We start from the raw sequence: 23,723 nt of genomic DNA, 5'->3' as shown, positions 1-23,723 counted from the left end.
ACCGCGCCTGACGAAGTGCCGCGCCAGGGCTTTGTACATGTACAGCAGTTGCGTTTGTCTGCCGGTTTGGGCGTTCAGTTGGTGATCACTGGACCTTGGAATGTTCACGAGAGATAGCGTCAGCGCACGGACCAGCGTGGCCGGGACCGCTGACCGAGTGCCACGGGGGACATGTTGGTGCCCCGGAAGGACGTTCGCCGCCTGCCGTCTAACCTCTCTCTCGAGGGGTGGGAGTATGGAAAAGACAATCTTGGTTGAGTCCATCAGGTACTCCGCCGTGTGCCAGGAATGCGGCGCCGAGGCGGAGTGGTGCGGTGTTCAGGCGCTGGTGGGCGAGGCACTGAGGTGGGATGTTGAGACGACGTGCCCGGCCTGCGGGTTTGCCCTGGCTGTCTGTGGCGGTGACCTGCCGGAGGAACTGCGCGGCCGCCTGCTCTCCGAGCACGGGCGGGCAAGGTTGCGGGTAGCCCCGCCGGCGAAGAACGCCGTCATCATGCGGGTTCTGCGGGCGGAACTTGGCATCGGCCTGGACGGCGTCCGGGCCGTTCTGGGGCAGGTCTTGACCGGGCAGTACTCAGGGACCCTGCCTGAAATGGAGCTCCTGGCGCGGAAGCTCCGGGCATCAGGCATCGAAGCCGCCGTTTCACGAACGGCGGATTGAGCGAACCCGCTGGGCGAATTCGATGCGCCTGGCCGGCCCGGCGGTCGCCTCGCCGCGCGCGAGTGGCCGATACCTGATCGGTATGCCGATGCGGCTGTGGGTCACCCCATCGCCCAGCTCGTTCGAGCCGGTGTCGGCGTCCGCGTCCGCCGGGGCCGTCACCCCCACCACCCGCGTCACCTCGGTCCGCTGGACGACGGGCGACGGGCCCACCGTCACCTGCAAGGGGCCCTGGCACCCCGTACGCGGCCCGGTACGGCGCGAAGGACTCCCCCAACCTGCGGCCACCGCTACACCCAGCCCGCCGAGTACGAGGGCGCCGCCACCTCGACTAGGACGAGCGGCCGAGGTCGACGCCAGGCTGCCCCGGAGCCGGGGGAACCGGCCACGACGGCGACTGCGGAATCGCCGGCCGCACCGGGGCGGGCATCAGTGCCTGCAGCGCCCGCTGAAGGTCACCGATGTGCTCCGCCCGGGCATCGAGCTGCGCCCGCAGATGGACCGCCTCGCTCTCGCAAGCGCCTGGCCGTGCCGGGCCTCGGCGAGCTCCAGGGCATGCTGATGCCGCAGCCGTTCGAGTTCTGCCCGCAACTCGGCGACCGTCCCAGCCGCCACCACTCCGGCATCGGCACCAGCCGGGGAGGTGGCGGCGTCAGGAGAAGAAGGAGCGTTCAGGGTGAACCCGGCGGCGAGGAGCGCCTCGACCGGGATCAGCCAGCCCCGCTCCGGGTCCTCCACCGATCCGGGCAGCAGACCAGCCTCACGGCGCCGGCGGATAGTGGAACGGCTGACCCCGCACGCGGCGGCGGCCTCACGCTGATTCAGCATCGGACGAGACGTGCTCATCCCCCATCATCGCCGTAACCCTGCATGCCCTGGACCCCGCCCCTCGCAGGCCGCAGATTCCCGCAACTCCCGGCGACCGACCGGACCCCCACCTTTGCCCCCTACGGAATCGCCCGATCGGGGGGTTCTTCGCTTTCGCAGGTCTGGAGCTGGCGCCGCACCGCAGGTTCACGGCAGAATCACGGGCGGCCCTCACCGGTGGGCCAGCATCCGTAGGGCGCTCTCCGACCAGACGCCCCGCCCCGCGCGTTGGCGGATGCCGAAGGAGCCAGGCCCCGACCGGCAGACACGCACCACACCACAAGACGTGCTCACACCTGTCTGTGCGCACCGGGGTCGGACGGTACGCAGATCAGGAACTCTGATGAGCCACGGAGACACCCTCACGCAGAGGGCCCGCTACCACTCCCGCTGCACCGGCATCGGGCACAAGGCCAGCCTCCAGCACCTCGAAACCGTTCACGGTCAAGACCCGGTGCCCGCCGCGAACCGGGACCAGGCCCGCCTGGAGGCCGCCGTGTTCGAGCGCCTGGGCGGCACCATCGACTACTGCGCCCACCCCGCCGGCATCGCCCACGTCCGGCCGACCGCAGACCACTTGATCGTGGAGGTAGACCGCAAACTCGGTCCCGAGCACTCGCTGCCCAGGCACTGCCTCGAGGCTCTTCTGCCCACCCAGTACACCGGGCCCGACGAGGACGAAGGGCTGACGCCCGGAGGGATCGCCGGTGTCCGGCTCCTCGAGGTCGACTCCAGCGGTCTCCATCTCGGCCTCGCCGGTACCGATGCCTGCGTCACCCTCACCGGACCTCCCCCTGAGTGGTGGCAGGCCACCCTTGCCCGCCACCGGTCCTTCTGCCGTGATCACAGCCTCGTCCCTCTGTGGGACGCGCCCGCGCTGACCCCCTTCGAAGCCACCTACCTCGCCGCAGACTCCACCTGGTGGGAGGAACAAGCAGACAGGGCCTGGATCGCCAGCGGACTGCTCCGCCGGATCGCCCTCTTCCACACGGTGACCAAGCCGTTCTGCATCAGGTACTGGCGTCACGGGCTGGGCTGGAAGTTCGAGCTGCGCTACGAACTCGGTGTCCCAGTGGACCACGACCGGCTCATCAAGCACCTGACCGATCCGAGGTACGGGCTGGCGATTCAAACCACCCGCGACCACTGCGAGTGCAAGAGATGCGACTGCGACGGCGGAGCAGAACGAACCTGCTGGTTCACCCTCGACACAGGTGGAGGCCGACGCGACCAGATCGTGCTCCACTTCAGGCGCACCCGCGCCGGCTACGACGTCACGCACGAGTACGGACGGCTGGTCGCAGCAGGCGCTGCGCCCGACTGGCTTGCACAGGCCCTGCCAGCTCATCACCGCGGCCCGGCCACCTAGTAGTGCTTCGTTACGTTGGGTGATCTTGGCTGGTGGTGGGCATCTTTCGGCTATGAGGCTGGGGGAGGTGGAACGGCTCCGGGGTGAGTTATCGGAGTTCGTTGCCGATGTGTTCGCCTCGTTGCCGCGCCGGGATCAGCGGCGGTGGGGCGGGTGTTATCTGCGGGGTCTGATGCTGGACGGGCGGCGGAAGTCGGTCCAGCCGATGGCTGAGCGGCTGCCGGACGGGAACATGCAGGCCCTGCAGCAGTTCGTGAACCAGTCGCCGTGGGATCCGCTGCCGGTGCGGCGGCGGATCGCCGAGCGGCTGAGCGAGGTGATCCGCCCGGAGGTGTGGGTGATCGACGATGTGTCGTTCCCCAAGTGCGGCACCGCTTCGGTCGGGGTGGCCCGGCAGTACTGCGGAGCGCTCGGGAAACGGTCGAACTGCCAGGTCGCGGTCAGTGTCCACGCTGCCACCGACACCGCGTCCTGCCCTCTGGACTGGCAGCTGTATCTGCCGCGGGAATGGACGGACGAGCCGGACCGCTGCCACCGGGCCGGAGTGCCGGACGAAGCCGTTTCCCACCAGGAGAAGTGGCGCCTGGCGCTCGGCATGCTCGACACGCTCGCCGGCTGGGAGGTGGAGGCGCCGGTGGTGGTCGCCGACGCGGGCTACAGCGTCAGCACCCCCTTCCGGACCGGCCTGGAAGAACGCGGACTGTCCTATGTCCTCGCACTGACCGGCAAGGAAGTCGCCCATGCCGAACAGGCCCGGCCGCACCGGCCCGCCTATGGCGGGCTCGGGCCGCCGACCCTGCCCCGCTACCGCACCCCGCCCCGAGCCGTCAGTGCCCTCGCGGAGGAAACCGGCCCGGGACAGTTCGCCGAGGTCACCTGGCGGCAGGGCAGCAAAGGCCCAATGGCCTCACGGTTCACGGTCCTGACCGTCCTGCCCGCCCGGCCCCTCCTGGTCGAATGGCCCCACGGTCAGGACGCCCCGACGGGCTACTGGATATCGAACCTGCCCGCCACCACCCCGATCACCGACCTGGTCCGCTGGGCGAAGATGCGCTGGCGCATCGAACACGACTACCGCGAACTCAAGCACGGCCTGGGACTGGACCACTTCGAAGGCCGCACCTGGCGCGGCTGGCACCACCACGTCACCCTCGTCACCGCCGCCCACGCCTTCCTCACCCTGCGGCGGCTCGACCCAAAAGCCCACACGCCGGCCTGACCCTCTACCAGGTCCTCGACACCCTCCAGGACCTGCTGCAGTGCTGGACCGGCACCTGCACCACCTGCAGCCAATCCCTGCCCCGCAACAGAACCAGACGAAAAACCTAACGAAGCACTACTAGCCCGACAAGAGGTGGCCCAGCCGTGATACGTGGCAGGGGCTGTTCTCCGGATTGGGGGAGGCGGTGCAGGGTGCCACCCCTTGGGCCTGTCGGGTGTCAGGCCTGCTTTCCCATCAGTCGCATCGCTTCCTCGTAGAACTCCGGAGTCACGAGACAGATGCGCCGCCGGCCGCGGACAGTGAGCGCGGTGACTACGTCGTTCTCCCGAGCATCCTCGATCAACTGCGTGAGCTGAGCGCGAGCGTAGGTGAGCGGGAGTTCCTGTACCCCGTCCTCGGCGAGTGCGGGCTTCTGGATGTCGGACATGACCAGAGTGTAAGCGCTCACCCATCTGACCGATTTGGCAATACTTGCAAATCTTTAAAGTTTCCGGGATGGTGAAGCTCATGAGGTCAAGCGCAAAGCGCTCGACCAGGTCCCCATGAACATGCCCCAGAGAGGCAGGGCTCGTGAGCCACCAGGCAGTGACGTGGGCGATGGACAACGCGCCCATGCTGCTCACGGAAAAGGGCAAGCCGGACACCACAGCCCGCACCATTCTTCAGGTGCTGGCCGAGTACGCGCACGCCGACGGCACGAACGCACGCCCGTCCGTAATGCGCATCCAGTACCGCACCGGATTCGACCGGCGGACCGTTCAGCGGGCGCTGCGGCGTCTGCAGGCAGCCGGTCTGATCGTGAAGGCCGGAACGGTCGGCGACTGCGTGAATTGGACGTTGCGTCTCAAATTACGGCGCCCGGCTTCCGACTGGGACGATCTGAAGGCGGCCGAAGAGGCGGAGCGAGCGGCAGCGGCCGAGCGCCAGCGGAAGTCCCGCGCGAGGCGCGTCACGGAGACTGCGTCGGTGACAGGCGAGAGTGTCACGAACTCAGCCTCCGCACGTCACGCGGTTGAAGAGCGTGACGTCACGCACTCCGCGTCTGCACGTCACGCACGCAACGCCGCCCGAACCTTCAGTGACCCGCCCGTTGAGTCCCCCGAGAACCTTGGTGACGGCCGTAGGCCCGGTTCAGGTGGTAAAGGCTCACCCGCCGGCAGATGCGCCGTGCCGGAAGGAGGCGGCCCCACCGAGGACGAGGTGACGGCAGCGGCGATCGGCTGCGTGATTGCGATGATGCCCCACCACCTCCGGGACCGACTGCCCTCCCCAGTGCCGTCCGCCCTCACTGACGAGATCCGCGCTGAGCTTTCCCGTGGCCTGACCATGCAGCAGCTCATCCACCGGATCGGCCGCCGTTGGGTCCAGCACGGCTACGAATCTGACGCCAGGTCCTCCGAGGGCCCCGGCATTCTGCGGCCCGTCGGCGTCGCCGTCGCCCTGATCAGGGCGGGCGACTGCCCGGCGCCCCGGTGTGACGACGGCCTCGACCTCGACTCCGGGGACCTGTGCCGTACCTGCGACCGCGAGTGGGAAGCCCGAGCCCTTGCCGCTAAGGAGAAGGCCCGGCAATTCGTACATGGCGCCCTCCTTGCCGTTGTGCCCGACGCGGAGCCGGCCAGCAAACCCACGTACACTCCGCCGCCCTACCGCGACCGCATCGCTCAGATCCGAGCCGCCGTTGATGCCGACCACGCGAAAGAACGGGCCGGAGGCATCACTTCGCCCACCCGCATGTTCGTCGAGAATCGATAGTTGCGTGAAAGCTCCGGCCGCGCGGTTGCGGAACGCAATGAGGGTGCCGTCCACGATCCGCAAGCGGCCCAACGGGTCGGCCGGACGTAACGCCGGTCGGGATGGCGCGCAGGGTGAAGGCGGCAAGGTTGACCGGGATCAGGGGGCGGCGGCCGTCCGGCCGCTGGGTCGCGGAGGTGGTGACGGCGAGGTTCGTCATGCCGGTTCCGCGAACCAGTAGGGTGCCGTGGGTGAATGCAGCATCCGCCGACGCTTTCCGCCTCATCGTCACTGGGGGAGGTACGGGGGGCCACACCTACCCCGCGCTCACCGCAGTCCACACCCTGCGGGACCGTCTTGTGACGGAGGGCAGAGCGCTGGACGTGCTGTGGATCGGGACCGCCGACGGCCTGGAGGCGCGAGTCGCCCCCGCCGAGGGCATCCGGTTCGCCACCGTGGCGACGGGGAAGATCCGCCGGTCGAGCAATCCGCTGAGGATGCTATCGGCGGCGAACATGAAGGACATGGCCCGAGTCCCGCTGGGCGTAGCGCAAGCGAGGAAGATCGTCGCCGATTTCCGCCCGGACGTGGTCCTCGCCACCGGCGGATACGTCGCGGTTCCCGCAGGTCTGGCGGCCCGGATGAACCGGCGCCCGCTCGTGCTGCATGAGCAGACGGTGCGCCTGGGCCTGGCCAACCGCCGACTGGCCGGCTCCGCTTCACGGATCGCGGTGTCCTCGGAATCCTCCGTGCCGCTGCTGCCGGAGACGGTCCGCCCTCTGGCGGTCGTGACCGGCAACCCGGTACGCCGCCAGGTGCTCGCCGGGCATGCGGACAAGGCGGTCGAAGTGCTCGGGTTGCACGGCTTCGACCGGCGGCTGCCCACCGTGTACGTGACCGGCGGCGCGCAGGGGGCTCAGCAGATCAACGGTGTCGTACGCGACGCGTTGGGATGGCTGCTGGAGCGGGCGAACGTGATCCACCAGTGCGGCCCGGACAACGTCGAGGACCTGCGGCGTTACGCCGCAGGCCTGTCCGGACCGCTGGCCGCGCGCTACTACCTGACCGGGTTCGTCGGTCCGGAGCTTCCCGACGTCCTGGCGCTCGCGGACGTCGTCGTATCCCGCGCCGGGGCGGGGACGCTCGCAGAGCTGACCGCGCTGGGCAAGCCGGCCGTGTTCGTCCCGCTCGCCACGTCCGCGGGCAACGAGCAGGCCCATAACGCCCGCCATCTGGAAGAGGCCGGCGCCGCCGTCGCGCTTCTTGGCGCGGTGAGCCCCGACCGGCTCAAGGACGCGGTCGGTCCGCTCCTGACGGATCCGGCGAGGCGCGAGGCGATGGCACGCCGGGCCCGGGAGCACGGCAGGCCGGACGCGGCGGACAGGCTCGTCGATGTGCTCCTGTCCGCCGCATCCGGCTGACCCAAGGGGCCCGCGCTCTACCGACGCGAACCGGTGTGCAGGATGGTCCCGGCCTCGATGAGGACGGCGTCGTCGTAGAACACCTGCCCGTCCTGTCCGATCGGGTCGGGGACGTCGCGGTCGCCGAGGTAGAGGGCGAGCTTGTGGGCGTTCGTCTCGCCGCAGACGGCCCGGGGGGTGTCGAGCACGGCGGTGTCCATGGCCAGGATGCTGTCCGCTGCCGCCGAGGCGGCCGGATTTCGGGGGCCGTTCCACCAGGAAGCCCGCTTGAACGGGTACGACCACATCGCCTTGCTCGGCCGGTACGCTCCGCTGGACAACAGGGAGCGGTCCGTCCAGAACCTGCTCGACCACTCCCTGACGGCGTGGATGAGGGATTCCGATCCCGTCGCGGGCGGAACGTGGACCGCGTTCGCGGAGGGCATCCGCGCCGCGCTCGTCGAGCTGTCCGCCGTGCTCGGCCGTGGACGCGACGCCGTCGTGTTCACCTCGGCCGTCTGCTCGCCGCGGTGTGCGGCGCGCTGCTGGGCCTGCCGCCCGAGGGGGTGGCCGCGCTCAACCGGGTGGTCGTCAATGCGTCCGTCAACCTCCTGGTGGTGGGCGGACCCGGAACCACGCTCCTGACCTTCAATGAGCACACCCACTTCACTGGCGATCGACGCCGGATGCTCACCTACCGGTGAGGCCGTCCTCCGGTGTCGACACCGGGATCCCCGGCCCTGCCCGTCAGCCTGCCGCCATGACCGCCTGGACGGCGGGCGAGGCGGTGAACAGGGCGAGGACGGAGGCGCGGACCTGCCGGTCGACGGCCTCGGGGGTCGAGCTGTCGAGCTTGCCGTCGAGGTGGAGGAAGGCCAGTCCGTGGACGAGCGCCCACACCGTGGTCGCCAGGGTCTCGGTGTCGTCGGTGCCGGGGAACGCGTCCCGGACGATGCCCCGGACGTACTCCGAGATGGCCGCCGTGGCGGCGACGCGCTCCTCGCTGGACGGGTCGCAGGGTTCGGCGAACATGGCACGGAACAGCGCGGGGTGTTCGAGGGCGAACCGGACGTAGGCGACGGCGACGGCCGCCAGGTCGGCCGGCGCCGCCGGGGCGGGATGGGCCGCGGACAGGTCCTCGGCGAGCTCCCGGTACCCCTCGGCCGCGACGGCGGAGACGAGCGCCTCGCGGTCCGCGTAGTGCCGGTAGGGAGCGGTGGCCGAGACGCCCGCACGACGTGCCACCGCACGCAGCGACAGGGCTGCGCTGCCGTCCTCCTCCAGCAGTTCCCGTGCCGCCCGCAGGCAGGCGGCACGCAGATCACCGTGATGGTATGTGCTGTTCTGCGACATGGGTCACTCTCACTCTCCCGATGCGTCGACTGCTTATGTCGCCATTCCTATGTGAACGGTGCATACATCCTAATCGATCGAAAGGGAAGAGGAAACCGGATCACCAGTGAGATGTTCTCGCTGCTGCTGCTGCTGCTGCTGTGCTGGGGCAGGTGCTGGAGAACCGGATCGCGAAGGCGGCGGTGGAGGGGGACATGGCCGGCGCCGGCCAACTCCCCGGTGAACAGATGCTCACTCTGTACCGCCGCTGGGCGGCCGGCAGGACCGGTCTGCTGATCACCGGCAACGTGATGGTCCGTGCCCAGGCGCTGACCGCCCCAGTCGGCCTCCTTCTCGACGACCGATCGCCCCTCAAGCTCTTCGCCGACTGGGTGAAGGCCGCGAAGTCCGGTGGCGGGGCGGTCTGGATGCAGATCAACCACCCCGGCCCGCCAGGTCGTCTCCGACATGCCGGGTGTCGTGCAGGTGATCGAGCTGCTCGGGCCCCTCGGCGTCGACCTGGGCGAGCTCTCCGGCGACAGCTACATGGTGCCGGTGATCTGGTCCGACAAGGCTCTCGCCTCCGCCGCCGGCATGGCCCGGGTCCGCCACCAGACGCGCCGCCTCGCCCGCGGGCGCGACACCAGGTTCACCATCAGCCCGGCGTTCGCCCTCCTGCCCGAACGGCACAAGCAGTCGCCGTGCCCCGCGTGGCTATCGCGCCTGGCTGAAGACGACGCGGCGGACGGAGCGCAGATGAGTCATGCGTCGGGCCGCCCGAGGCCTCGGACCTCACGCGAGGTTCCCGGTGAGGGCGGTCTGCGGAACGCGGCTTCGACCGGTCCGTCCGTGGCGGGTGCGGCGACGGCGTACCGGTCGAAGCTTGTGTGCCCGTGCGGCGGGCACGGACGGGGCGATCACGTTCAGCGCATGCCGACCATCTTCATGACCTTGAGCGCACCGGTCAGGAGGCCGGCCCAGGTCTCGGGGGTGATGCCCTTGGGCGGGTAGAAGCCCTGGAGACGCTGGTGGGCCACGGTCTGCGGCTCGGTGTACTTGAGGATGCCCTCGGCACCGTGGCGCCGGCCGAGTCCGGAGTCGCCCATGCCTCCCATGGGGGCGTCGACGCTGCCCCAGGCCGCGGCGAAGGCCTCGTTGACGTTGACGGTGCCGGCGTGCACGCGGGCGGCGACGGCCCTGCCGCGGGCGCCGTTGCGCGACCAGACGCTGGCGTTCAGGCCGTAGGCCGTGGTGTTGGCGCGCGCGACGGCCTCGTCGACGTCGCGGAAGGAGTAGACGGAGACGACGGGACCGAAGGTCTCGTGGTCGTACACCGTCATGTCGGGCGTGACGTCGGTGAGGACGGTCGGCTCGTGGAACAGAGGCCCGAGTTCGGGGCGTGCCTTGCCGCCGGCGAGGACGGTGGCGCCCTTGGCCACGGCATCGGCGACGTGCTCGGTGACGGTCTTCAGCTGCGACGGGGTGGTGAGGCTGCCGACGTCGACGCTGTAGTCGTAGGTGGCGCCGATCTTGAGCTTCTTGGTCCGCGCGACGAACGCGGCGACGAACTTGTCGCGGATGGACTCGGCCACGTAGAGGCGCTCGATGGACACGCACAACTGCCCGGCGGAGGGGAAGCAGGCGTTGACGGCGCCCTCGGCGGCCTTCTCGATGTCGGCGTCGTCCAGGACGATCATGGCGTTCTTGCCGCCGAGTTCGAGGGAGGCGCCGATGAGGCGCCGGCCGGCGTCGGCGGCGATCTGCCGTCCGGTGACGGTGGATCCGGTGAACATCATGTAGTCGGCGTTGTCCATCAGCGCGTCGCCGATGGAGCTGCCCCGGCCGATCACCATCTGCCACACGTCGGCCGGCAGTCCCGCCTCGTACATGAGGTTCATGGACCACAGGGCGGTGAGGGCGGTCTGGGTGTCGGGCTTCTGCACGACGGCGTTGCCGGCCATCAGCGCCGCGATGGTGTCGCTGGCGGCCATGCTCAGCGGGTAGTTCCACGGCGAGACGACGGTGACGACGCCCTTGGGGTGGCGCAGCTCTGTGGTGTGGGTGAGCAGCGGGATCGCGCCGCGGCGCCGCTTGGGACCGAGGTACTTGCCGGCGTTGCGGGCGTAGTAGCGCGAGACGATGCCGATGTCGACGACCTCCAGGAAGGCGTCGCGGCGGGTCTTGCCGTTCTCGGCCTGCATCAGGTCCAGCGCCTCGTCCTGCCGCGCCAGCACGAGGTCGTGGTAACGCAGCAGGATCCGCTTGCGCTCCGCGATCGGCGTGGCGGCCCAGGACTTCTGCGCGATGCGGGCCCGTCCGAAGGCGGCCTCGACGTCCTCGGGCGTGGAGACGGGGAAGTCGGCCAGGGGAACGCCGGTGTAGGGGGCGTTGGTGGTGACCCGTGCCGCGTCCGGCGCGGCGGAGACCCGCGCGGTCAGCTGCTTCAGCAGGGCCGGGGTGAGGGACGCGGGCAGACCCAGGCTGCGGGCGGCCGCAGGGCGGCTGGCGTGGTCGGTGACCATGACGGGGCTCCTTGCTGCTCGCTGTTACTTGTTCCGGCTCGGGACCGAGGTGGGGACCGGCATGTGGAGGGCGGCCTGGCCCTCGGTCATGACGTCGAACTGGAGGGTCCGCTTCGGCTTGAGCGAGCGCAGGTCGTCGGACATGCGGCCCTCGCCGAGCTGGAGGGTGACGCCGCTGGTGCTGCGCGTCGTGCCGGCGTTCAGCACGTTGGTCTGGTTCAGCGTGGAGTGCCAGGCGCCGCCGATCGTCGTGTACGAGGTGAGCGAACTGACGCGCTCCCCGCTCGGATAGGCCCGCTGGGTCGGGGTGTTCGCCCGGAGCGCCAGGTCGACTCCGCCGGCGTCGTTGGCCACGCGGGCGCTCGTCCGGAGGTCGTTGATGTCGACGTCGAGCTCGGTGGTCCACTTGGGGAAGCCGTAGCCATCGTGCCCCCGGACCTGTGCGATGTCCGAGTTCACGGGAAGGGACAGCACGTAGGAGTCGAGGTGCTCGTTCTTCAGGCCGGAGACGAGGTCGAAGAAGCCGAGCTTGCCGTGCCGCGCGGGCTTCACGGCGATGCCGACGGCCGCTTCGGTGTAGAAGTCGATGTCGCACACGTCGTAGCGGAAGAACATCACCGAGACCAGGCCGAGGCCGGGCACGATCTCCAGCGGCGCGAGCTCCTCGGGGAGCCGGGCGCGGATCGCCTTGGACGGCGCGACCATCGTGAGCCGGGCGGTGGAGATGGCGTAGTAGAAGTTCGGGGTGAGCGTCGGCCCGATCGGCGAGTCGACCTTGATCTTGGGCAGTCGGCGGAAGAAGTCAACGCTGCTCACGCGCGGGTCGCGGGCGATCTCGTCCAGGTCGGGGTTCATCCGGTAGCGGTCGTATAGGCCGCCCTTTGGGACCGTGACCTCGCGGCTGCCCAGGGTGACCTTGACGGTGTCCTTCTGCGTCGAAGACATGGAGGGGTTCCTTACTAGTGATGTGAGCGATGTATACATAACCGTAGGGGACGATGTAAGCACCGTCAACAATTGGAGGGGGAATCTCCCGGAAGGGCCCCGGAGGGGGCGTCGAAGCGCTGTGCGCTCTAACGTGTCCGACGCCCACCGCGGGGGCTGCCGGGCCGCGGCGCCATGGCGGCCTGGCTTTCGAGCTGTTCGGCGGTCGGCCGAGAACGGTGAAGGCCAGGCCCCTCCGGCAGTCGTCGGAAGAACCTGGCCTTCGAGGGGTGCTCTTGGATCTCAGGGGCGGCGGTCCGATCTCGCGCGGCCGTGGCCGCCAGGTCTCGCGCGAGCCGCCCGGATCGCCGCCCCCGCCGCGGTGGACCGGTTGCGCCGAGGTGGTCACGCGGGACGGTGAAGCCGGACGGGCGGGTCGTCCCCATTGCGCGTCGGGCGGTGATGGACCGGTGAACTCCCCCTGTACTTCCGGTGGTTCACGGTCATCGGTCGCGTCCCCGTGACCCCTCCGGCGCCGACCGGTCTTGCCTGAGCCGGTGGTACGCGGTGGACAGGATGCTGAACCAGACGGTCGTCACGGCACCCGGCTGCCGCTCCGTCTCCGGAACGGCGGGCGAGCATTCTTCCGGGGCACGGGAATCCTGTGCGGCCTCGCCCTCCGGCCAGTGCTCCGCCGCGCCTCGGCGGAGGCTGAAGGCCGGCGTCCGGGGCGTCGATCGCGAGGCGCGGGGGTCTGCGGAAGGTCGGTACGGCTGTCCTCGCCTCGTCCGGCGTCGCCCGGGCGCGGCCCACGGGCCTCTCTGGCATCGTCGCGTTCTCGTCTCCGGTTCGGTGGACGTCGAGTTTCACGGTCAGGCCCTGGGGGCGGACCTCTCGTAGCCCGGACTGCGCACCCTGGTGTGGGGGCTTCAGGGGGCGCCCTGGGCGCCGAACCGCGTCTCGTACGAGCGCGGGAGCGTCTTCTGCGGGGGCGCGGGAAGCGCCATGGCGTGGTGATCGCCGCGGTTCGGGAAGGGCTCGGCAGGGAAGCCGCCGACGCCGCCGCAGGGCGACAGGCGCGTCTCGCGGCGGCATCGGCGACCGTGTCAGGGCCTGGTGCCCCGGGGCTTGGCGAGCCAGGCGCGGTAGGAGCGCAGGGCGCGCTGCTGCTTGCGACGTTCGGAGAGGAGGGCGATCGCCGGGTGGGTTCCGGGCCTGGTCTTGCGTCCGCGGGCGAGGCGGCGCATCTGGTGGCGGACCTGGGCCATGCCGGCGGCGGAGGCGAGGGCCTTGTCGGACCAGGTCACCGGGCGCATGGTCCGGTCGGCCTCGCGGTCCTGGCGCCAGCGTTCGGGGAGGTCGGGGGTGACAGCGAGCGCCGTGCCCATGCCGACGACGGCGACGCCGCTGTCGAGGACGCGTTCGGCGGTGACGCGGCGGGTGATGCCGCCGGTGAGCATCAGGGGGAGGGGGCTGGTCTTGACGAGGTCCTTGGCGAGGTCGAGGAAGTAGGCCTCGCGGGCCTGGGTGCGGTCGTCGGCGGGGCGGCCGGTCATGGCGGGGCTCTCGTAGCTGCCGCCGGAGAGTTCGACCAGGTCGACGCCGAGGGGGGCGAGCATCTCGATCACCTGGCGGGCGTCGTCGGCGTCGAAGCCGCCGCGCTGGAAGTCGGCGGAGTTGAGCTTGACCGCGACCGCGAAGGCGGGGGAGACGGCATCGCGGACGGCGCGCACGATGTCGAGCAGCATGCGGGCGCGGTTCTCCAGGGAGCCGCCCCACTGGTCGGTGCGCTTGTTGACCAGGGGCGAGAGGAACTGCGACAGGAGATAGCCGTGCGCGGCGTGGATCTCGACCCCGTCGAAACCGGCTTCCTCGGCGCGTCGCGCGGTCGTCGCGTACCGCTCCACGGTCTCGTGGATCTGCTGGGCGGTCATGGCCGTCGGACGGCCGAAGCGGGCGCTGTGCTTGCCCAGGCTGACGCCGATGTCGGTGGGGCCCCACACGACGCCGGGCATGTCGGAGGCGACCTGGCGGCCGGGGTGGTTGATCTGCATCCAGAGCGCCCCACCACCGGACTTGGCGACCTTCGCCCATGCGGTGAACGGCTCCAGCGGGGCGTGCTCGTCGAGCACGACTCCGGCGGGCCCGGTCAGCGCCTCGGCGTGGACCATCACGTTGCCGGTGATCAGCAGACCGGTCCCGCCCGCGGCCCAGCGGCGGTAGAGCGACAGCAGCTGCCGGTCGGGGAGCTGGCCGGAGCCGGCCATGTTCTCCTCCATGGCCGCCTTGGCGATCCGGTTCTTCAGTACCTGCCCGGAGCGCAGGGTCAGCGGCGAGAACAGCTCGCTGGTCATCCCGTTTCCTCTTCTCGTGGTCACCTACGATGTACGCACCACTCACATTAGGGCATCAATGTAAGCATCGCAAACATCAAGGGGTGTGGAGTAGGTCGCCTGGGGTGCGAGGTGCTCCGGCACGGCCCGGAGGGCGGAAGGGCTGGACAGGGAGAAGGGTCCGCCCGCGCCGTGACGGCGCGGGCGGACCCTTCCGCGTTCGCGCGGCGGTGTGTGTCAGGTGTCGTGGAGTGCGGTGTGGAGGAAGTCGACGGCGAGTTTGCGGGCGACGTTGGCGGCGCGGGTGTCGCGGAGGCTGTCGAGCAGGAGGAAGTCGTGGACCATGCCGGCGACGCGGACGGAGGTGACGTCGACGCCGGCTTCGCGGAGCTTGTTGGCGTACTGCTCGCCCTCGTCGCGCAGGACGTCGGCCTCGTCGGTGATGACCAGGGTGGTGGGCAGGCCCTTGAGCTGGTCGAGGGTGGCCTGCAGGGGGGAGGCGTGGTGTTCGGCGCGCTGGGCGGGGTTGGTGGTGTAGGCGTCCCAGAACCACTTCATCCCGTCGCGGGTGAGGTAGTAGCCCTCGGCGAACTGCAGGTAGGAGGGGGTGTCGAAGTCGGCGTTGGCCACCGGGTAGAGCAGGCACTGGGCCTTGAGGTCGATGCCGCCACGTTCCTTGTTCATCAGCGCGAAGACCGCGGACATGCAGCCGCCGACCGATTCGCCGGTGACGGCGATGCGGGAGGTGTCCAGGCCGTGCTCGGCGCCGTGCTGCATGACCCACTGGCCCACGGCGTAGTTCTGCTCGACCTGGGTGGGGTACTTGGCTTCCGGAGCGCGGTCGTAGACGGGGAAGACGCCGGCGGCTTCCGCTCCGACGGTGAGTTCGCGGAAGAGGCGGTCATGGGTCTTGTCGTCGCCGAAGACCCAGCCGGCGCCGTGGATGTAGAACACCACGGGCAACGGGCTGGTCGCCCCTTTGGGGCGGATGACGCGGGTGCGGACGGTGCCCCACTCGCCCGCGTCCACCTCCACCCACTCCTCGTCGACCTCAGGCCGCGGCACGCTCTCGTCGCTCTGCAGGCCGAGGAGGATGTCGCGGCCCTTCTCCGGCGGGACCTCGTAGATCCGCGGGTGCGGATCGGTCGCCTCGCACAGCTCCTTCGCGGCCGGCTCCAGATATGGCGTGATCGGAGGAGGAAGCTCGGTCATGTCCACTCCAAGTCGCGAGCACGCGAGTGCCCTGTTCCTGCGGCCCTGCCGACCGCGGCTGATGATCCCCCGCCCGGGCTTTCGCGCCCGCTCTCATCGTTCGTGCCCTGTCCGCGCTCCGCAACCGGGTCGCGAGCCTTCCGGCGCGACGTTCTGGAGCGACGCCCGCAGTCGTCCGGCGGGCCCCGCCCACCGAACCCCGTGGACGCCGGGACCGGCATCCGTTCGGGTGTCCTTATCCTGCGCGCGCTCGTGTGCCCGGACCGTCGGGTCCACGAAGGAGAGCACCTCGTCCGAGGTGAAGGACGCGGTAACCCGACGGGCCGCGGTGCTGGTCATCGGGGTGATCGCCTTGCAACTGCTGTCGTCGCGTCTTTCGTGGGCGCGCTGCACGAGCCCCGTCTCGAAGACGTACCTTTCGGCGTCGCGGCGTCGCGGCGTCGCGGCGTCGCGGCGTCGCCGCAGCCCTGGCCGAGCGGACGGCGAACCGCTTGGTCGAGCTGCCCGGATCACCACTGGCCCCCCACGTGCTGCCCGATGAGGAGACGGCTCGCGAGCAGATCATGAACCGGGACATCGACGGAGCGCTCCTGGCGATCAGTGCCGGTGCGCGGCCCGCCAACCCGACGCGTGCGGCGACCCGCCTGGGCGCGATGACACTGGTCTGGCTCGTCGGCGGTCTGGGCGGTGCGCTCATCGTCGGGCCGATCCTGCCTGGGCGCTGTGCCGGGCGGTGTGTGGGCGCTGTGGGGACTCGGTGCGCTGACCGTCTTCGCGGTCGGCGCCACCACGCTCGCTCTTCAGGAGCTCTTCGGCATCATCGGCGTCGGTCTGGCGATCCTGCTGATCGTCATCGCGGGTAACCCGAGTGCCGGAGGCGCCCTGCCCCTGCCCATGCTGCCGCCGTTCTGGCAGGCTCGGCTCTGCCCTCCTGCCGGGGGCGGGCACCTGGGCGGCCCGGCCGATCTCCTACTTCGATGGCAACGACATGACGTCCTCGCTGCCGGTGCTGCCGGTGCTGTCGGCCTGGGCGGTCGTCGGCGTCCTCGTCACCCTGCTCGCGGCGATGCGGCGGCACCGCCGCGCCGCGGAACCGGACCCTGCCGCCGGGGGCTCGGGCGGCGCTGCCGGCCGAGCCGGATCCGGGCGCAGGGCCCCGGCGGGAGGATCCGGGTCCGTGTCAGGCGTCAGGGAAGCGGACGAATCCGAACACGTCGTCGACGAGTGTGGCGAGAGAGGGGCCCGGGTCGCCGTCGGACCAGCGCATCAGGGCGACGTCGAAGCAGCCCAGTGCGGTGTTGATCATCGTCTGGGTCATGAGCCGCGCCTCGGGGGCGTCCTGGCCGAGCCGGGACGCGATCGCGGGTACGAGGGCGTCGGTCCAGGCCAGGTGCTTCTCCAGGTAGCGCGCGCGGAGCCCGGGAGTGTGGCAGATGACCCGGGTGGCCCGCTTCCAGTGCCCCATGTCGTCGTCCATCTGGACGGCTGCCGCCCGGAAGGTGCGGCGCAGCGCCTCCCACGGGGGGTTCCCGTCGAGATGGCGGAGCAGTTCGTCGCGCACCTCCTCCGCTGAGGGGATGCGATCGCCGAAGACCACGTCCTCCTTGTTGCTGAAGTAGCGGAAGAAGCTGCGCTGGGAGATGCCCGCGGCGGCGACGATGTCGGCCACCGTGACCTGGTCGAAGCCGCTGGTGTCGAAGAGTTCGAGCGCCGTGTCGGTCAGGGCTCGGGTCACGGCTTGGCGGGTCTTCATGCGCAGGCCGGGTGCGCTGGTTTCCCTCATGCGAGAAGGCTATCAGTGCCAAATCTGGCAGTCTGTGTCAGTTATGGCATACGCTGTCATTGCGTGAGTGTGCTGCCCTCGGCCAAGGGCCGGTCGCCCGGTCCCCGCGCGGGGCAGATGATGATTCAGGGACGCTTGCGCCGTATTTAGCCGGATATGACAGTCGCCCTTCCCGTGAGCGGAAGGCGTCGTCCGGGCAGGAGGAGGTCGTTGTGACGAAGGTGTTGTTCGTGGTGTCCGCGGCGGACCGCTGGACCTTGCGGGGCGGAGAAGTGCATCCGTCGGGGTACTGGGGCGAGGAACTGGCGATGCCCCACAAGATCTTCTCGGCGGCGGGATGGGACATCACCATCGCGACGCCGGGCGGGAAGACCCCCACCCTGGACCGGCTGAGCATGGGAAGGACGGCCGGGTGGCCGTCGAAACTGCGCGAGGTGGCGGCGTATCTGAAGTCCATCCAGGGAGAGCTGAACAACCCCCGGGTCCTGGCGGACGTCGATCCGGACGACTTCGACGTGGTGTTCTACCCGGGCGGCCACGGACCGATGGAGGACCTGTCGGTGGACCCCGTCTCGGGCGCCCTGATCACACGGGTGCTGCGCTCGGGGAAGCCCCTCGCGTTGCTGTGCCATGCGCCGGCCGCGGCGTTCGCGGCGCAGAACGAGGACGGCTCGTGGCCTTTCACGGGATACCGGATGACAGGATTGTCGAACCTGGAGGAGAAGTTCAACAGCTTCGGCCGCAAGGCCGTGTGGCTGCTGGAGGACCGCCTGCGGGAGAGCGGGGCCGAGTACTCCAAGGCGCGACTGCCGCTGCGGGCGTACGTGGTGGTCGACCGCAACGTGTACACGGGGCAGAACCCGCCCTCCTCCGAGCACCTCGCCAACCGTCTCGTAGCCGACGTGAACGTTGCGGCGACGGCCCGCTGACCCGAGCCCGGCGTCCCATTACGCCCCGCCACCCCCTGGAAGGCACACGCCCATGACCGGCACCGCCGCCCCCGTCGCACAGCAGGACCAGGACATCCAGGAGTCCGTCCGGCGCCTTCGGGCCGCTTTCGGCACGGGCCTCACCCGTCCCGCCGCTTGGCGTCGGCGCCAGCTGCACGCCTTGCGACGCCTCCTCAGGGACAACACCACGGCCATCGAGGAGGCCCTCTACGACGACCTGCGCAAAGGCCGTACGGAGTCGCACCTCACCGAGATCGGCGGGGTCCTCGCCGAGGTCGAACACGCCCTGCGCCACCTCGACCGCTGGATGAAGCCCCGCAGGGTCGCCGTCCCCCTGAACATGAAACCGGCGACGGCCCGGATCCACCCCGAACCCCTCGGCGTCTGCCTGATCATCGCGCCCTGGAACTATCCGCTGACGCTCACGCTGAACCCGCTGGTCGGAGCGCTGGCCGCCGGCAACGCCGCCGTCGTGAAGCCGAGTGAACTCGCCCCCGCCACCAGCAGGCTCCTCGCCGCTCTCCTGCCCCGTTACCTGGAGGCCGTGGCCGTCGTCGAAGGAGCTGTCGAGGAGACCACGGCGCTGCTCGCGCAGCGCTTCGACCACATCTTCTACACCGGCAACGGCACGGTCGGCCGCATCGTGGCCGCCGCCGCGGCGAAGAACCTGACCCCCGTCACCCTCGAACTCGGCGGCAAGTCACCCGTCTTCATCGACGAGACCGCCGACATGGCCGTCACCGCGCGCCGACTGGCGTGGGGCAAGTTCACCAACGCCGGCCAGACCTGCGTCGCGCCCGACTACGTCCTCGTCACCCACGCCGCCCGCGCGCCCCTGCTGGCAGCGCTGCCGGAAGCCATCCACCGGATGTTCGGCGCCGACCCACGCACCAGCGCCGACTACGGCCGCATCGTCAACGACCGCCACTTCCAGCGCCTGACCGCACTCACCGCGGAGGGAGACCTCCTCACCGGCGGCATCTCCGACGCCGCCGAACGCTACATCGCCCCCACCGTGCTGACCGACGTGGCACCCGGCGCATCCGTCATGACCGAGGAGATCTTCGGCCCCATCCTCCCGATCCTGACGGTACGCGGCGTCGACGACGCCATCGACTTCATCAACGCCCGTGACAAGCCCCTCTCCCTGTACGCCTTCACCCGTGACAAGGCAGCCCGCCAGGCCCTCCTGGAGAAGACCTCCTCCGGCGGACTCGTCTACAACGCGCCGATGATCCACCTGGGCGTCCCCGACCTGCCGTTCGGAGGCGTCGGAGAATCCGGCATGGGCGCCTACCACGGCAAGGCGTCCTTCGACACCTTCAGCCACCGCAAGCCGGTCCTGACCAAGCCCACCCGGCCCGACACCCTGCGGCTGATCTACGCACCGCACAGCTCCCGGTCCTTTGCTTTCATCGCCAAGGCCGTCGCCCGCACCCACCCGCTCTGGGGAAGGAAGCGATGAACAGCCGCGTCATCCTGCTCGGCGCCACCGGCTACACCGGAGACCTCGTCCTCGAAGCCCTGATACGCAGAGGAGTCAGGCCCACCGTCGCCGGACGCAACCCCACCGCGCTGAAGGCTCTGGCCGAACGCTCCGGAGGCCTCGACCACCTGGTCGTCGACGCCGCGACCCCCGACGGCCTGAGGAAGCACCTGCAACGCGGCGACGTCCTGATCACCACCGTCGGCCCCTTCGAACGCTTCGGATTCCCCGTCGCACAGGCCGCCGCGGACGCGGGCGCCCACTACCTCGACTCCAGCGGAGAAGTCGGCTTCGTCCGAACCCTGCACGCCCGACACCATCACCGCGCCCGTGAGACCGGGGCGGTGATGCTGCCCGCCTTCGGCTACGACTACGTGCCGGGCATCCTTGCGGCGGCTCTGGCCCTCCGGACGGCAGGCACCGCCGCACGCGCCGTCGACATCGGCTACTTCGCCACCGGGCCCATCTGGCGCGGCATCAGCCAGGGCACCCGCACCACCATGCGCGACGGAATCACCCTGCCCTCGGCGCGCCGGCGACGGCACGTGCTCGTGGAGGAACGCACCGCCTCCCGTGTCCGCCGCTTCACCGTGCGAGGCCGCCCCAAGTCGGCGTTCCTCGTCTCCGGCACCGAAGTGCTCTTCCTACCGGACGAGTTCCCCTCACTCGACGACGTCACCGTCTACAACGGCTGGTTCCCCGGACTCAGCCGCTTCCTCTCCCTCTACTCGGCCCTCGCCCACGCCACCACACGCCTGCCGGCAGGCGACAGGATCACGGACGTCCTGACCCGCCCCCTGCTCATCGGCCCACCGGGCGGCCCCGACGCCGCCCTGCGCGCGAAGATCCCCTCGCACGTCGTCGCCGTCGCCTCGACGGGCACCGAGAACCAGCGTCCGCTCGCCGAGGTCCACCTCGAAGGCCCCAACCCGTACAGCCTCACCGGCGAACTCATCGCGTGGGCGGCCCACCACCTCGCCACCCGCTCCGACGTCACACCCGGCGTCGTCGGACCCGTCACGGCCTTCGGGCTCGACACGCTCCGACAAGGGTGTGCCGAGCTCGGACTCGTCACCGTCTGAGCCCGCCCACCGGCACGGCGGACGCCGGTGAGGGCCTCCAGGACCGCCTTCTCGCGATCGGACCCAGGAACACACCGGCCAGACTGCCTCTGCTGACCGCTCTCATCGGCGTCGCCATCGGCCTGCTCGGCACCATGTTCGTCTCCGGGTTCGTGAAGATGACGGGCACCGCGACGGTGCTGGCCCTGATGACGGCCTCGCCCTCGGCATCGACTACGCGCTGTTCGTCATCTCCCGCCACCGCGAGCAGCTCGCCGCCCCCGACGCCGACTGGGAGGAGTCGATCGCGCGCGCCACCGCCACGGCCGGCAGCGCCGTCGTCTTCGCCGGTGCCACGGTCGTCATCGCCCTCGCCGCCCTGGCCGTCACCGGTATCCCGTTCCTCACCGTCATGGGCCTGGCCGGAGCGGGGACCGTTCTGATAGCCGTCCTGGTCGCCATCAGTCTCCTCCCGGCCGTGCTCGGCGTCTTCGGTGAGCGGATGCGCCCGCGCTCCGCCAAGCGGAGGAGCGAGCACGCCGGCCGGGCCCCCGGTTCCTGGGGCCTGGCCTGGGCCCGGGGCGTCACCCGTACGCCCGCCGTCGTCCTGGTCGCCGGCGTCCTGGGCCTGCTGGCTCTCGCGCTGCCCGCCAAGGACCTGCGCCTGGGTCTGCCCAGCTATGCCGCCCAGCCCGAGTCGAGTACCCAGCACAAGAGCTACGACCTGCAGAGCGAGGGCTTCGGCCCCGGCTTCAACGCCACCCTCATCACCGTCGTCGACACCGGGAAGATCCCGCAGGACCAGCGGCAGGGCGCGGTGACCCGGCTGCGCGGCACGCTGGTCGCCGACAAGAACGTGGCCGCCGTGTCACCGCCCGTGCCCAGCCGCTTCGGCGACGTCGTGCTCATGGCCGTGATGCCGAAGTCGAGCCCCGACGCGGAGGCCACCACCGACCTGGTCCACCGCATGCGGGATCAGGCACCGAAGGTCGCCGAGGAGGGCGGAGCGCTCTACGTCACCGGGCAGACGGCCATGGCGATCGACGTCGCCGACAAGTGTTCCTCGTCAGCCGGATGCGCGAGCACTACGAGCACAGCAAGGACGCGGCCGAGGCCATCGCCCAGGGCGTCTCCAGCAGTGCGAGGGTCGTCGTGGCCGCAGCACTGATCATGGTCGCCGTATTCGGCGGCTTCATCTTCAATGGGGACCCCATCGTCAAGGCCATCGGATTCTCGCTCGCCTTCGGCGTGTTCATCGACGCCTTCGTCGTCCGCATGACGCTCGTCCCCACCGCCATGGCCCTGCTCGGACGCCGAGCCTGGAGCATGCCCCGCCGGCTCGACCGTCTCCTTCCGGACGTCGACATCGAAGGCGCGCGGCTGCCCGCCGCGGTTCCGGCCGCGACTCCGCACGTCGAGAAGAAGACTCTGCGCCGGAAGACGGCCGCCCGGGTATGAGCACACCCCTCTTGAACTCCGGGGCTGCCCACGGTCGTGGGGGTCGTGACGGCCCCGGATCCCGCCCTGCACCTCCTCCGGGACAAGAGTGCAGGGTTTCTTCGCGTTTCACGAGCCGCGCGACCGGCTGTCGAAGCCTCTCGCGCCGCCGACCGCCTGGAGCGCGGCGCCGACGTCCGCCGTCGCCCGCGGATCGGAGAGCAGTCGGCCCGTCAGCTCCTCGACGCGGCGTAGCCGGTAGCGCACGGTGTTGGGATGGACGAACAGGCTTGCCGCCGCGGTGTCGGCCGACCCGCCGGACGCGAACCACTGCTCCAGGGTCCGCAGGAGACGGGACCGCTCCGCGGTAGGCAGGTCGAGCACCGGCCGGAGGGTCATCTCCACCAGATGGGCGGCCTCGGCGGGAGCAGCGGCGACGACCATCGCCAGGGGGTTGTCGTCGAACCGTGCCACCCCGGGCCCTGCACCCGGCAGCCCGGACAGGGCGAGGCGCGCGAAGCGCAGCGCCTGCGGAGCGTCCCGCAGCGAGTTGAAACGCGGACTGAACCCCACGCGGGCACGACTGCGGCGCAGGATGCGCAGGCAGGCGTTCTCCGACTGTCCTGAGGGCAACGCGACCAGGGCGAGCTGCTGATCCGGCAGCAGCCTCCAGGCGGAGGGGACGTCCGCACTCCGCAGCGACGCCTCCACGCCCGCGAGCGGCTCCTCGCCCGGAGCCGTGGCCTCCGCGACGGCGACCGCGAACGGTCCCTGTTCCGGCAGGCCCAGCTCGCGAGCGGCCTCCCACAGCGTGCCCTCGGCGATGATGCCGGTGAACAGCGCCTCCACCAGGGCGGACCGTCTGGCCAGGCCCCGCGAGGTCAGTTCGGCCGCCGTCTCCCGGTAGGTCACGGCCACCGCCTCCGCGTACCGGCCGAACAACGCCCAGAACCTCGCGGACTCGGAGACCAGCAGATCGTCGGAGACGTCGGGGCGCGTCCGTGCCTCCGCGAGGATCTCGGTCCACAGCAGCTCCGATCCGATGTGGTACGCCCGCAGGGTGTCGGCCAGGGGGACGCCCTGCTCCGCCCGGGCCCGCCCTGTCTCCCGTGCCGCCTCGGCCTCGGGAGAGGCTTCCTGGTCGAGGTGCTTCAGTACGAGATCCGCGTTGGCGGCGCAGGATTCCCGCAGCGACTCCAGGGAGATCAGCGCCTCGTCCTGGTACGCCTCGACCTCCGAGCGAATGCGCGAGGCCATCTTCCCGGCCAGCTCGGGGAGCCTCATGTGAAGCGCCGCGGCCACCCCTGAAATGCTCATGGCCGCAGCGTATCCCCATGGTTTTGACCCCACGGACAATCCGCGGACCCGAGGGCTGTCCCGCCGGCCATAGGGTGAACCCCCTGAAGGACGGCAAGATGTCCGCGTTGTAA

At 70.3% G+C, this 23,723-nt stretch carries 22 protein-coding genes and 1 pseudogene; 12 read left to right on the top strand and 11 right to left on the bottom strand.

From position 1 onward, the window contains the following. The first annotated feature begins 235 nt into the window (after positions 1-235). The gene (locus tag ACFZCF_RS29755) at positions 236-661 is read left to right on the top strand and encodes a hypothetical protein (protein ID WP_391290077.1); all 426 of its coding nucleotides are present in this window, start codon (positions 236-238) and stop codon (positions 659-661) included. A 429-nt stretch (positions 662-1,090) separates the two neighbouring features. On the opposite strand, the gene ACFZCF_RS29750 is transcribed toward ACFZCF_RS29755, so the two are convergent. Continuing rightward, on the bottom strand, positions 1,091-1,507 hold the full coding sequence (locus ACFZCF_RS29750; protein ID WP_391290076.1) for a helix-turn-helix domain-containing protein: 417 nt from the start codon (positions 1,505-1,507) through the stop codon (positions 1,091-1,093). Between the two features lie 364 nt (positions 1,508-1,871). On the opposite strand from ACFZCF_RS29750, the gene ACFZCF_RS29745 reads away from it, so the two are divergent. Beyond that, positions 1,872-2,897, top strand: coding sequence for a hypothetical protein (locus ACFZCF_RS29745; protein ID WP_391290074.1), 1,026 nt, complete (start codon positions 1,872-1,874; stop codon positions 2,895-2,897). A 52-nt stretch (positions 2,898-2,949) separates the two neighbouring features. Then, positions 2,950-4,116 (top strand): IS701 family transposase, encoded by a 1,167-nt coding sequence (locus ACFZCF_RS29740; RefSeq protein WP_391290073.1) that lies wholly within the window; start codon positions 2,950-2,952, stop codon positions 4,114-4,116. Positions 4,117-4,336: 220 nt separating this feature from the next. On the opposite strand, the gene ACFZCF_RS29735 is transcribed toward ACFZCF_RS29740, so the two are convergent. Beyond that, positions 4,337-4,546 carry a hypothetical protein gene (locus tag ACFZCF_RS29735; protein WP_388449555.1) on the bottom strand — a complete coding sequence of 70 codons (210 nt, stop codon included), beginning with the start codon at positions 4,544-4,546 and terminating at the stop codon, positions 4,337-4,339. Positions 4,547-4,689: 143 nt separating this feature from the next. On the opposite strand from ACFZCF_RS29735, the gene ACFZCF_RS29730 reads away from it, so the two are divergent. Further along, the gene (locus ACFZCF_RS29730) at positions 4,690-5,874 is read left to right on the top strand and encodes a helix-turn-helix domain-containing protein (protein ID WP_391290072.1); all 1,185 of its coding nucleotides are present in this window, start codon (positions 4,690-4,692) and stop codon (positions 5,872-5,874) included. A gap of 197 nt (positions 5,875-6,071) precedes the next feature. Further along, the gene (locus ACFZCF_RS29725) at positions 6,072-7,274 is read left to right on the top strand and encodes a glycosyltransferase (RefSeq protein ID WP_391290158.1); all 1,203 of its coding nucleotides are present in this window, start codon (positions 6,072-6,074) and stop codon (positions 7,272-7,274) included. Positions 7,275-7,291: 17 nt separating this feature from the next. On the opposite strand, the gene ACFZCF_RS29720 is transcribed toward ACFZCF_RS29725, so the two are convergent. Then, entirely contained in the window at positions 7,292-7,474 is a 183-nt protein-coding gene (locus tag ACFZCF_RS29720; protein ID WP_391290071.1) for a hypothetical protein, read from the bottom strand. A gap of 309 nt (positions 7,475-7,783) precedes the next feature. On the opposite strand from ACFZCF_RS29720, the gene ACFZCF_RS29715 reads away from it, so the two are divergent. After that, entirely contained in the window at positions 7,784-7,957 is a 174-nt protein-coding gene (locus ACFZCF_RS29715) for a hypothetical protein (RefSeq protein ID WP_391290069.1), read from the top strand. 43 nt (positions 7,958-8,000) lie between these two features. Here the strand turns inward: ACFZCF_RS29715 and ACFZCF_RS29710 are convergent, their stop codons facing one another. The 6 genes from ACFZCF_RS29710 to ACFZCF_RS29685 all read right to left on the bottom strand — a co-directional run bounded on the left by ACFZCF_RS29710 (position 8,001) and on the right by ACFZCF_RS29685 (position 15,576). Then, positions 8,001-8,606 (bottom strand): WHG domain-containing protein, encoded by a 606-nt coding sequence (locus ACFZCF_RS29710; protein ID WP_391290067.1) that lies wholly within the window; start codon positions 8,604-8,606, stop codon positions 8,001-8,003. Positions 8,607-8,653: 47 nt separating this feature from the next. Further along, complete coding sequence (locus ACFZCF_RS29705; protein WP_391290065.1) at positions 8,654-9,055, bottom strand: hypothetical protein; 402 nt, start codon at positions 9,053-9,055, stop codon at positions 8,654-8,656. Positions 9,056-9,508: 453 nt separating this feature from the next. Then, positions 9,509-11,107: a succinic semialdehyde dehydrogenase gene (locus ACFZCF_RS29700; RefSeq protein WP_391290063.1), complete on the bottom strand. Its 1,599-nt coding sequence runs from the start codon at positions 11,105-11,107 to the stop codon at positions 9,509-9,511. 24 nt (positions 11,108-11,131) lie between these two features. Next, entirely contained in the window at positions 11,132-12,052 is a 921-nt protein-coding gene (locus ACFZCF_RS29695; RefSeq protein ID WP_391290061.1) for an acetoacetate decarboxylase family protein, read from the bottom strand. A gap of 1,085 nt (positions 12,053-13,137) precedes the next feature. Next, positions 13,138-14,385 carry an NADH:flavin oxidoreductase/NADH oxidase family protein gene (locus tag ACFZCF_RS29690; protein ID WP_391290059.1) on the bottom strand — a complete coding sequence of 416 codons (1,248 nt, stop codon included), beginning with the start codon at positions 14,383-14,385 and terminating at the stop codon, positions 13,138-13,140. A 216-nt stretch (positions 14,386-14,601) separates the two neighbouring features. Then, positions 14,602-15,576: an alpha/beta hydrolase fold domain-containing protein gene (locus ACFZCF_RS29685; RefSeq protein WP_391290057.1), complete on the bottom strand. Its 975-nt coding sequence runs from the start codon at positions 15,574-15,576 to the stop codon at positions 14,602-14,604. Between the two features lie 229 nt (positions 15,577-15,805). Here ACFZCF_RS29685 and ACFZCF_RS29680 point away from each other — a divergent pair. Then, positions 15,806-16,684: pseudogene (locus tag ACFZCF_RS29680) on the top strand (DUF3533 domain-containing protein); the annotation flags it as partial. 72 nt (positions 16,685-16,756) lie between these two features. On the opposite strand, the gene ACFZCF_RS29675 reads toward ACFZCF_RS29680, so the two are convergent. Next, complete coding sequence (locus ACFZCF_RS29675) at positions 16,757-17,359, bottom strand: TetR family transcriptional regulator (protein ID WP_391290055.1); 603 nt, start codon at positions 17,357-17,359, stop codon at positions 16,757-16,759. A gap of 212 nt (positions 17,360-17,571) precedes the next feature. Between ACFZCF_RS29675 and ACFZCF_RS29670 the strand changes: the two genes are divergently transcribed. The 5 genes from ACFZCF_RS29670 (at position 17,572) to ACFZCF_RS29650 (ending at position 22,314) form a co-directional block, all read left to right on the top strand. Next, positions 17,572-18,288 carry a DJ-1/PfpI family protein gene (locus ACFZCF_RS29670; protein ID WP_391290053.1) on the top strand — a complete coding sequence of 239 codons (717 nt, stop codon included), beginning with the start codon at positions 17,572-17,574 and terminating at the stop codon, positions 18,286-18,288. Positions 18,289-18,340: 52 nt separating this feature from the next. Further along, positions 18,341-19,774, top strand: coding sequence for an aldehyde dehydrogenase family protein (locus ACFZCF_RS29665; protein ID WP_391290051.1), 1,434 nt, complete (start codon positions 18,341-18,343; stop codon positions 19,772-19,774). After that, positions 19,771-20,877, top strand: coding sequence for a saccharopine dehydrogenase NADP-binding domain-containing protein (locus ACFZCF_RS29660; RefSeq protein WP_391290049.1), 1,107 nt, complete (start codon positions 19,771-19,773; stop codon positions 20,875-20,877). The genes ACFZCF_RS29665 and ACFZCF_RS29660 overlap by 4 nt, the downstream gene beginning before the upstream one ends. A gap of 208 nt (positions 20,878-21,085) precedes the next feature. Continuing rightward, the gene (locus tag ACFZCF_RS29655; RefSeq protein WP_391290156.1) at positions 21,086-22,024 is read left to right on the top strand and encodes an MMPL family transporter; all 939 of its coding nucleotides are present in this window, start codon (positions 21,086-21,088) and stop codon (positions 22,022-22,024) included. Further along, positions 21,931-22,314, top strand: a complete 384-nt coding sequence (locus ACFZCF_RS29650) for an MMPL family transporter (protein WP_391290047.1) — start codon at positions 21,931-21,933, stop codon at positions 22,312-22,314. The genes ACFZCF_RS29655 and ACFZCF_RS29650 overlap by 94 nt, the downstream gene beginning before the upstream one ends. Before the next feature lie 108 nt (positions 22,315-22,422). Here the strand turns inward: ACFZCF_RS29650 and ACFZCF_RS29645 are convergent, their stop codons facing one another. Further along, the gene (locus ACFZCF_RS29645; protein ID WP_391290045.1) at positions 22,423-23,610 is read right to left on the bottom strand and encodes a helix-turn-helix domain-containing protein; all 1,188 of its coding nucleotides are present in this window, start codon (positions 23,608-23,610) and stop codon (positions 22,423-22,425) included. Between the last annotated feature and the right edge of the window lie 113 nt (positions 23,611-23,723).

Origin of the sequence: Streptomyces sp. NPDC007945 (assembly GCF_042958885.1) — a bacterium.
GTDB lineage: Bacteria > Actinomycetota > Actinomycetes > Streptomycetales > Streptomycetaceae > Streptomyces.
This window is presented reverse-complemented; position numbering and strand designations above follow the sequence as displayed.

Excerpts from the sequence above, each read along its gene's own strand:
- ACFZCF_RS29755 (WP_391290077.1), top strand. The coding sequence starts at position 236 with ATGGAAAAGACAATCTTGGTTGAGTCCATCAGGTACTCCGCCGTGTGC.
- ACFZCF_RS29750 (WP_391290076.1), bottom strand. The coding sequence starts at position 1,507 with ATGAGCACGTCTCGTCCGATGCTGAATCAGCGTGAGGCCGCCGCCGCG.
- ACFZCF_RS29745 (WP_391290074.1), top strand. The coding sequence starts at position 1,872 with ATGAGCCACGGAGACACCCTCACGCAGAGGGCCCGCTACCACTCCCGC.
- ACFZCF_RS29740 (WP_391290073.1), top strand. The coding sequence starts at position 2,950 with ATGAGGCTGGGGGAGGTGGAACGGCTCCGGGGTGAGTTATCGGAGTTC.
- ACFZCF_RS29735 (WP_388449555.1), bottom strand. The coding sequence starts at position 4,546 with ATGTCCGACATCCAGAAGCCCGCACTCGCCGAGGACGGGGTACAGGAA.
- ACFZCF_RS29725 (WP_391290158.1), top strand. The coding sequence starts at position 6,072 with ATGCCGGTTCCGCGAACCAGTAGGGTGCCGTGGGTGAATGCAGCATCC.
- ACFZCF_RS29720 (WP_391290071.1), bottom strand. The coding sequence starts at position 7,474 with ATGGACACCGCCGTGCTCGACACCCCCCGGGCCGTCTGCGGCGAGACG.
- ACFZCF_RS29710 (WP_391290067.1), bottom strand. The coding sequence starts at position 8,606 with ATGTCGCAGAACAGCACATACCATCACGGTGATCTGCGTGCCGCCTGC.
- ACFZCF_RS29705 (WP_391290065.1), bottom strand. The coding sequence starts at position 9,055 with ATGTCGGAGACGACCTGGCGGGCCGGGGTGGTTGATCTGCATCCAGAC.
- ACFZCF_RS29700 (WP_391290063.1), bottom strand. The coding sequence starts at position 11,107 with ATGGTCACCGACCACGCCAGCCGCCCTGCGGCCGCCCGCAGCCTGGGT.
- ACFZCF_RS29695 (WP_391290061.1), bottom strand. The coding sequence starts at position 12,052 with ATGTCTTCGACGCAGAAGGACACCGTCAAGGTCACCCTGGGCAGCCGC.
- ACFZCF_RS29690 (WP_391290059.1), bottom strand. The coding sequence starts at position 14,385 with ATGACCAGCGAGCTGTTCTCGCCGCTGACCCTGCGCTCCGGGCAGGTA.
- ACFZCF_RS29685 (WP_391290057.1), bottom strand. The coding sequence starts at position 15,576 with ATGACCGAGCTTCCTCCTCCGATCACGCCATATCTGGAGCCGGCCGCG.
- ACFZCF_RS29675 (WP_391290055.1), bottom strand. The coding sequence starts at position 17,359 with ATGAGGGAAACCAGCGCACCCGGCCTGCGCATGAAGACCCGCCAAGCC.
- ACFZCF_RS29665 (WP_391290051.1), top strand. The coding sequence starts at position 18,341 with ATGACCGGCACCGCCGCCCCCGTCGCACAGCAGGACCAGGACATCCAG.
- ACFZCF_RS29660 (WP_391290049.1), top strand. The coding sequence starts at position 19,771 with ATGAACAGCCGCGTCATCCTGCTCGGCGCCACCGGCTACACCGGAGAC.
- ACFZCF_RS29650 (WP_391290047.1), top strand. The coding sequence starts at position 21,931 with ATGCGCGAGCACTACGAGCACAGCAAGGACGCGGCCGAGGCCATCGCC.
- ACFZCF_RS29645 (WP_391290045.1), bottom strand. The coding sequence starts at position 23,610 with ATGAGCATTTCAGGGGTGGCCGCGGCGCTTCACATGAGGCTCCCCGAG.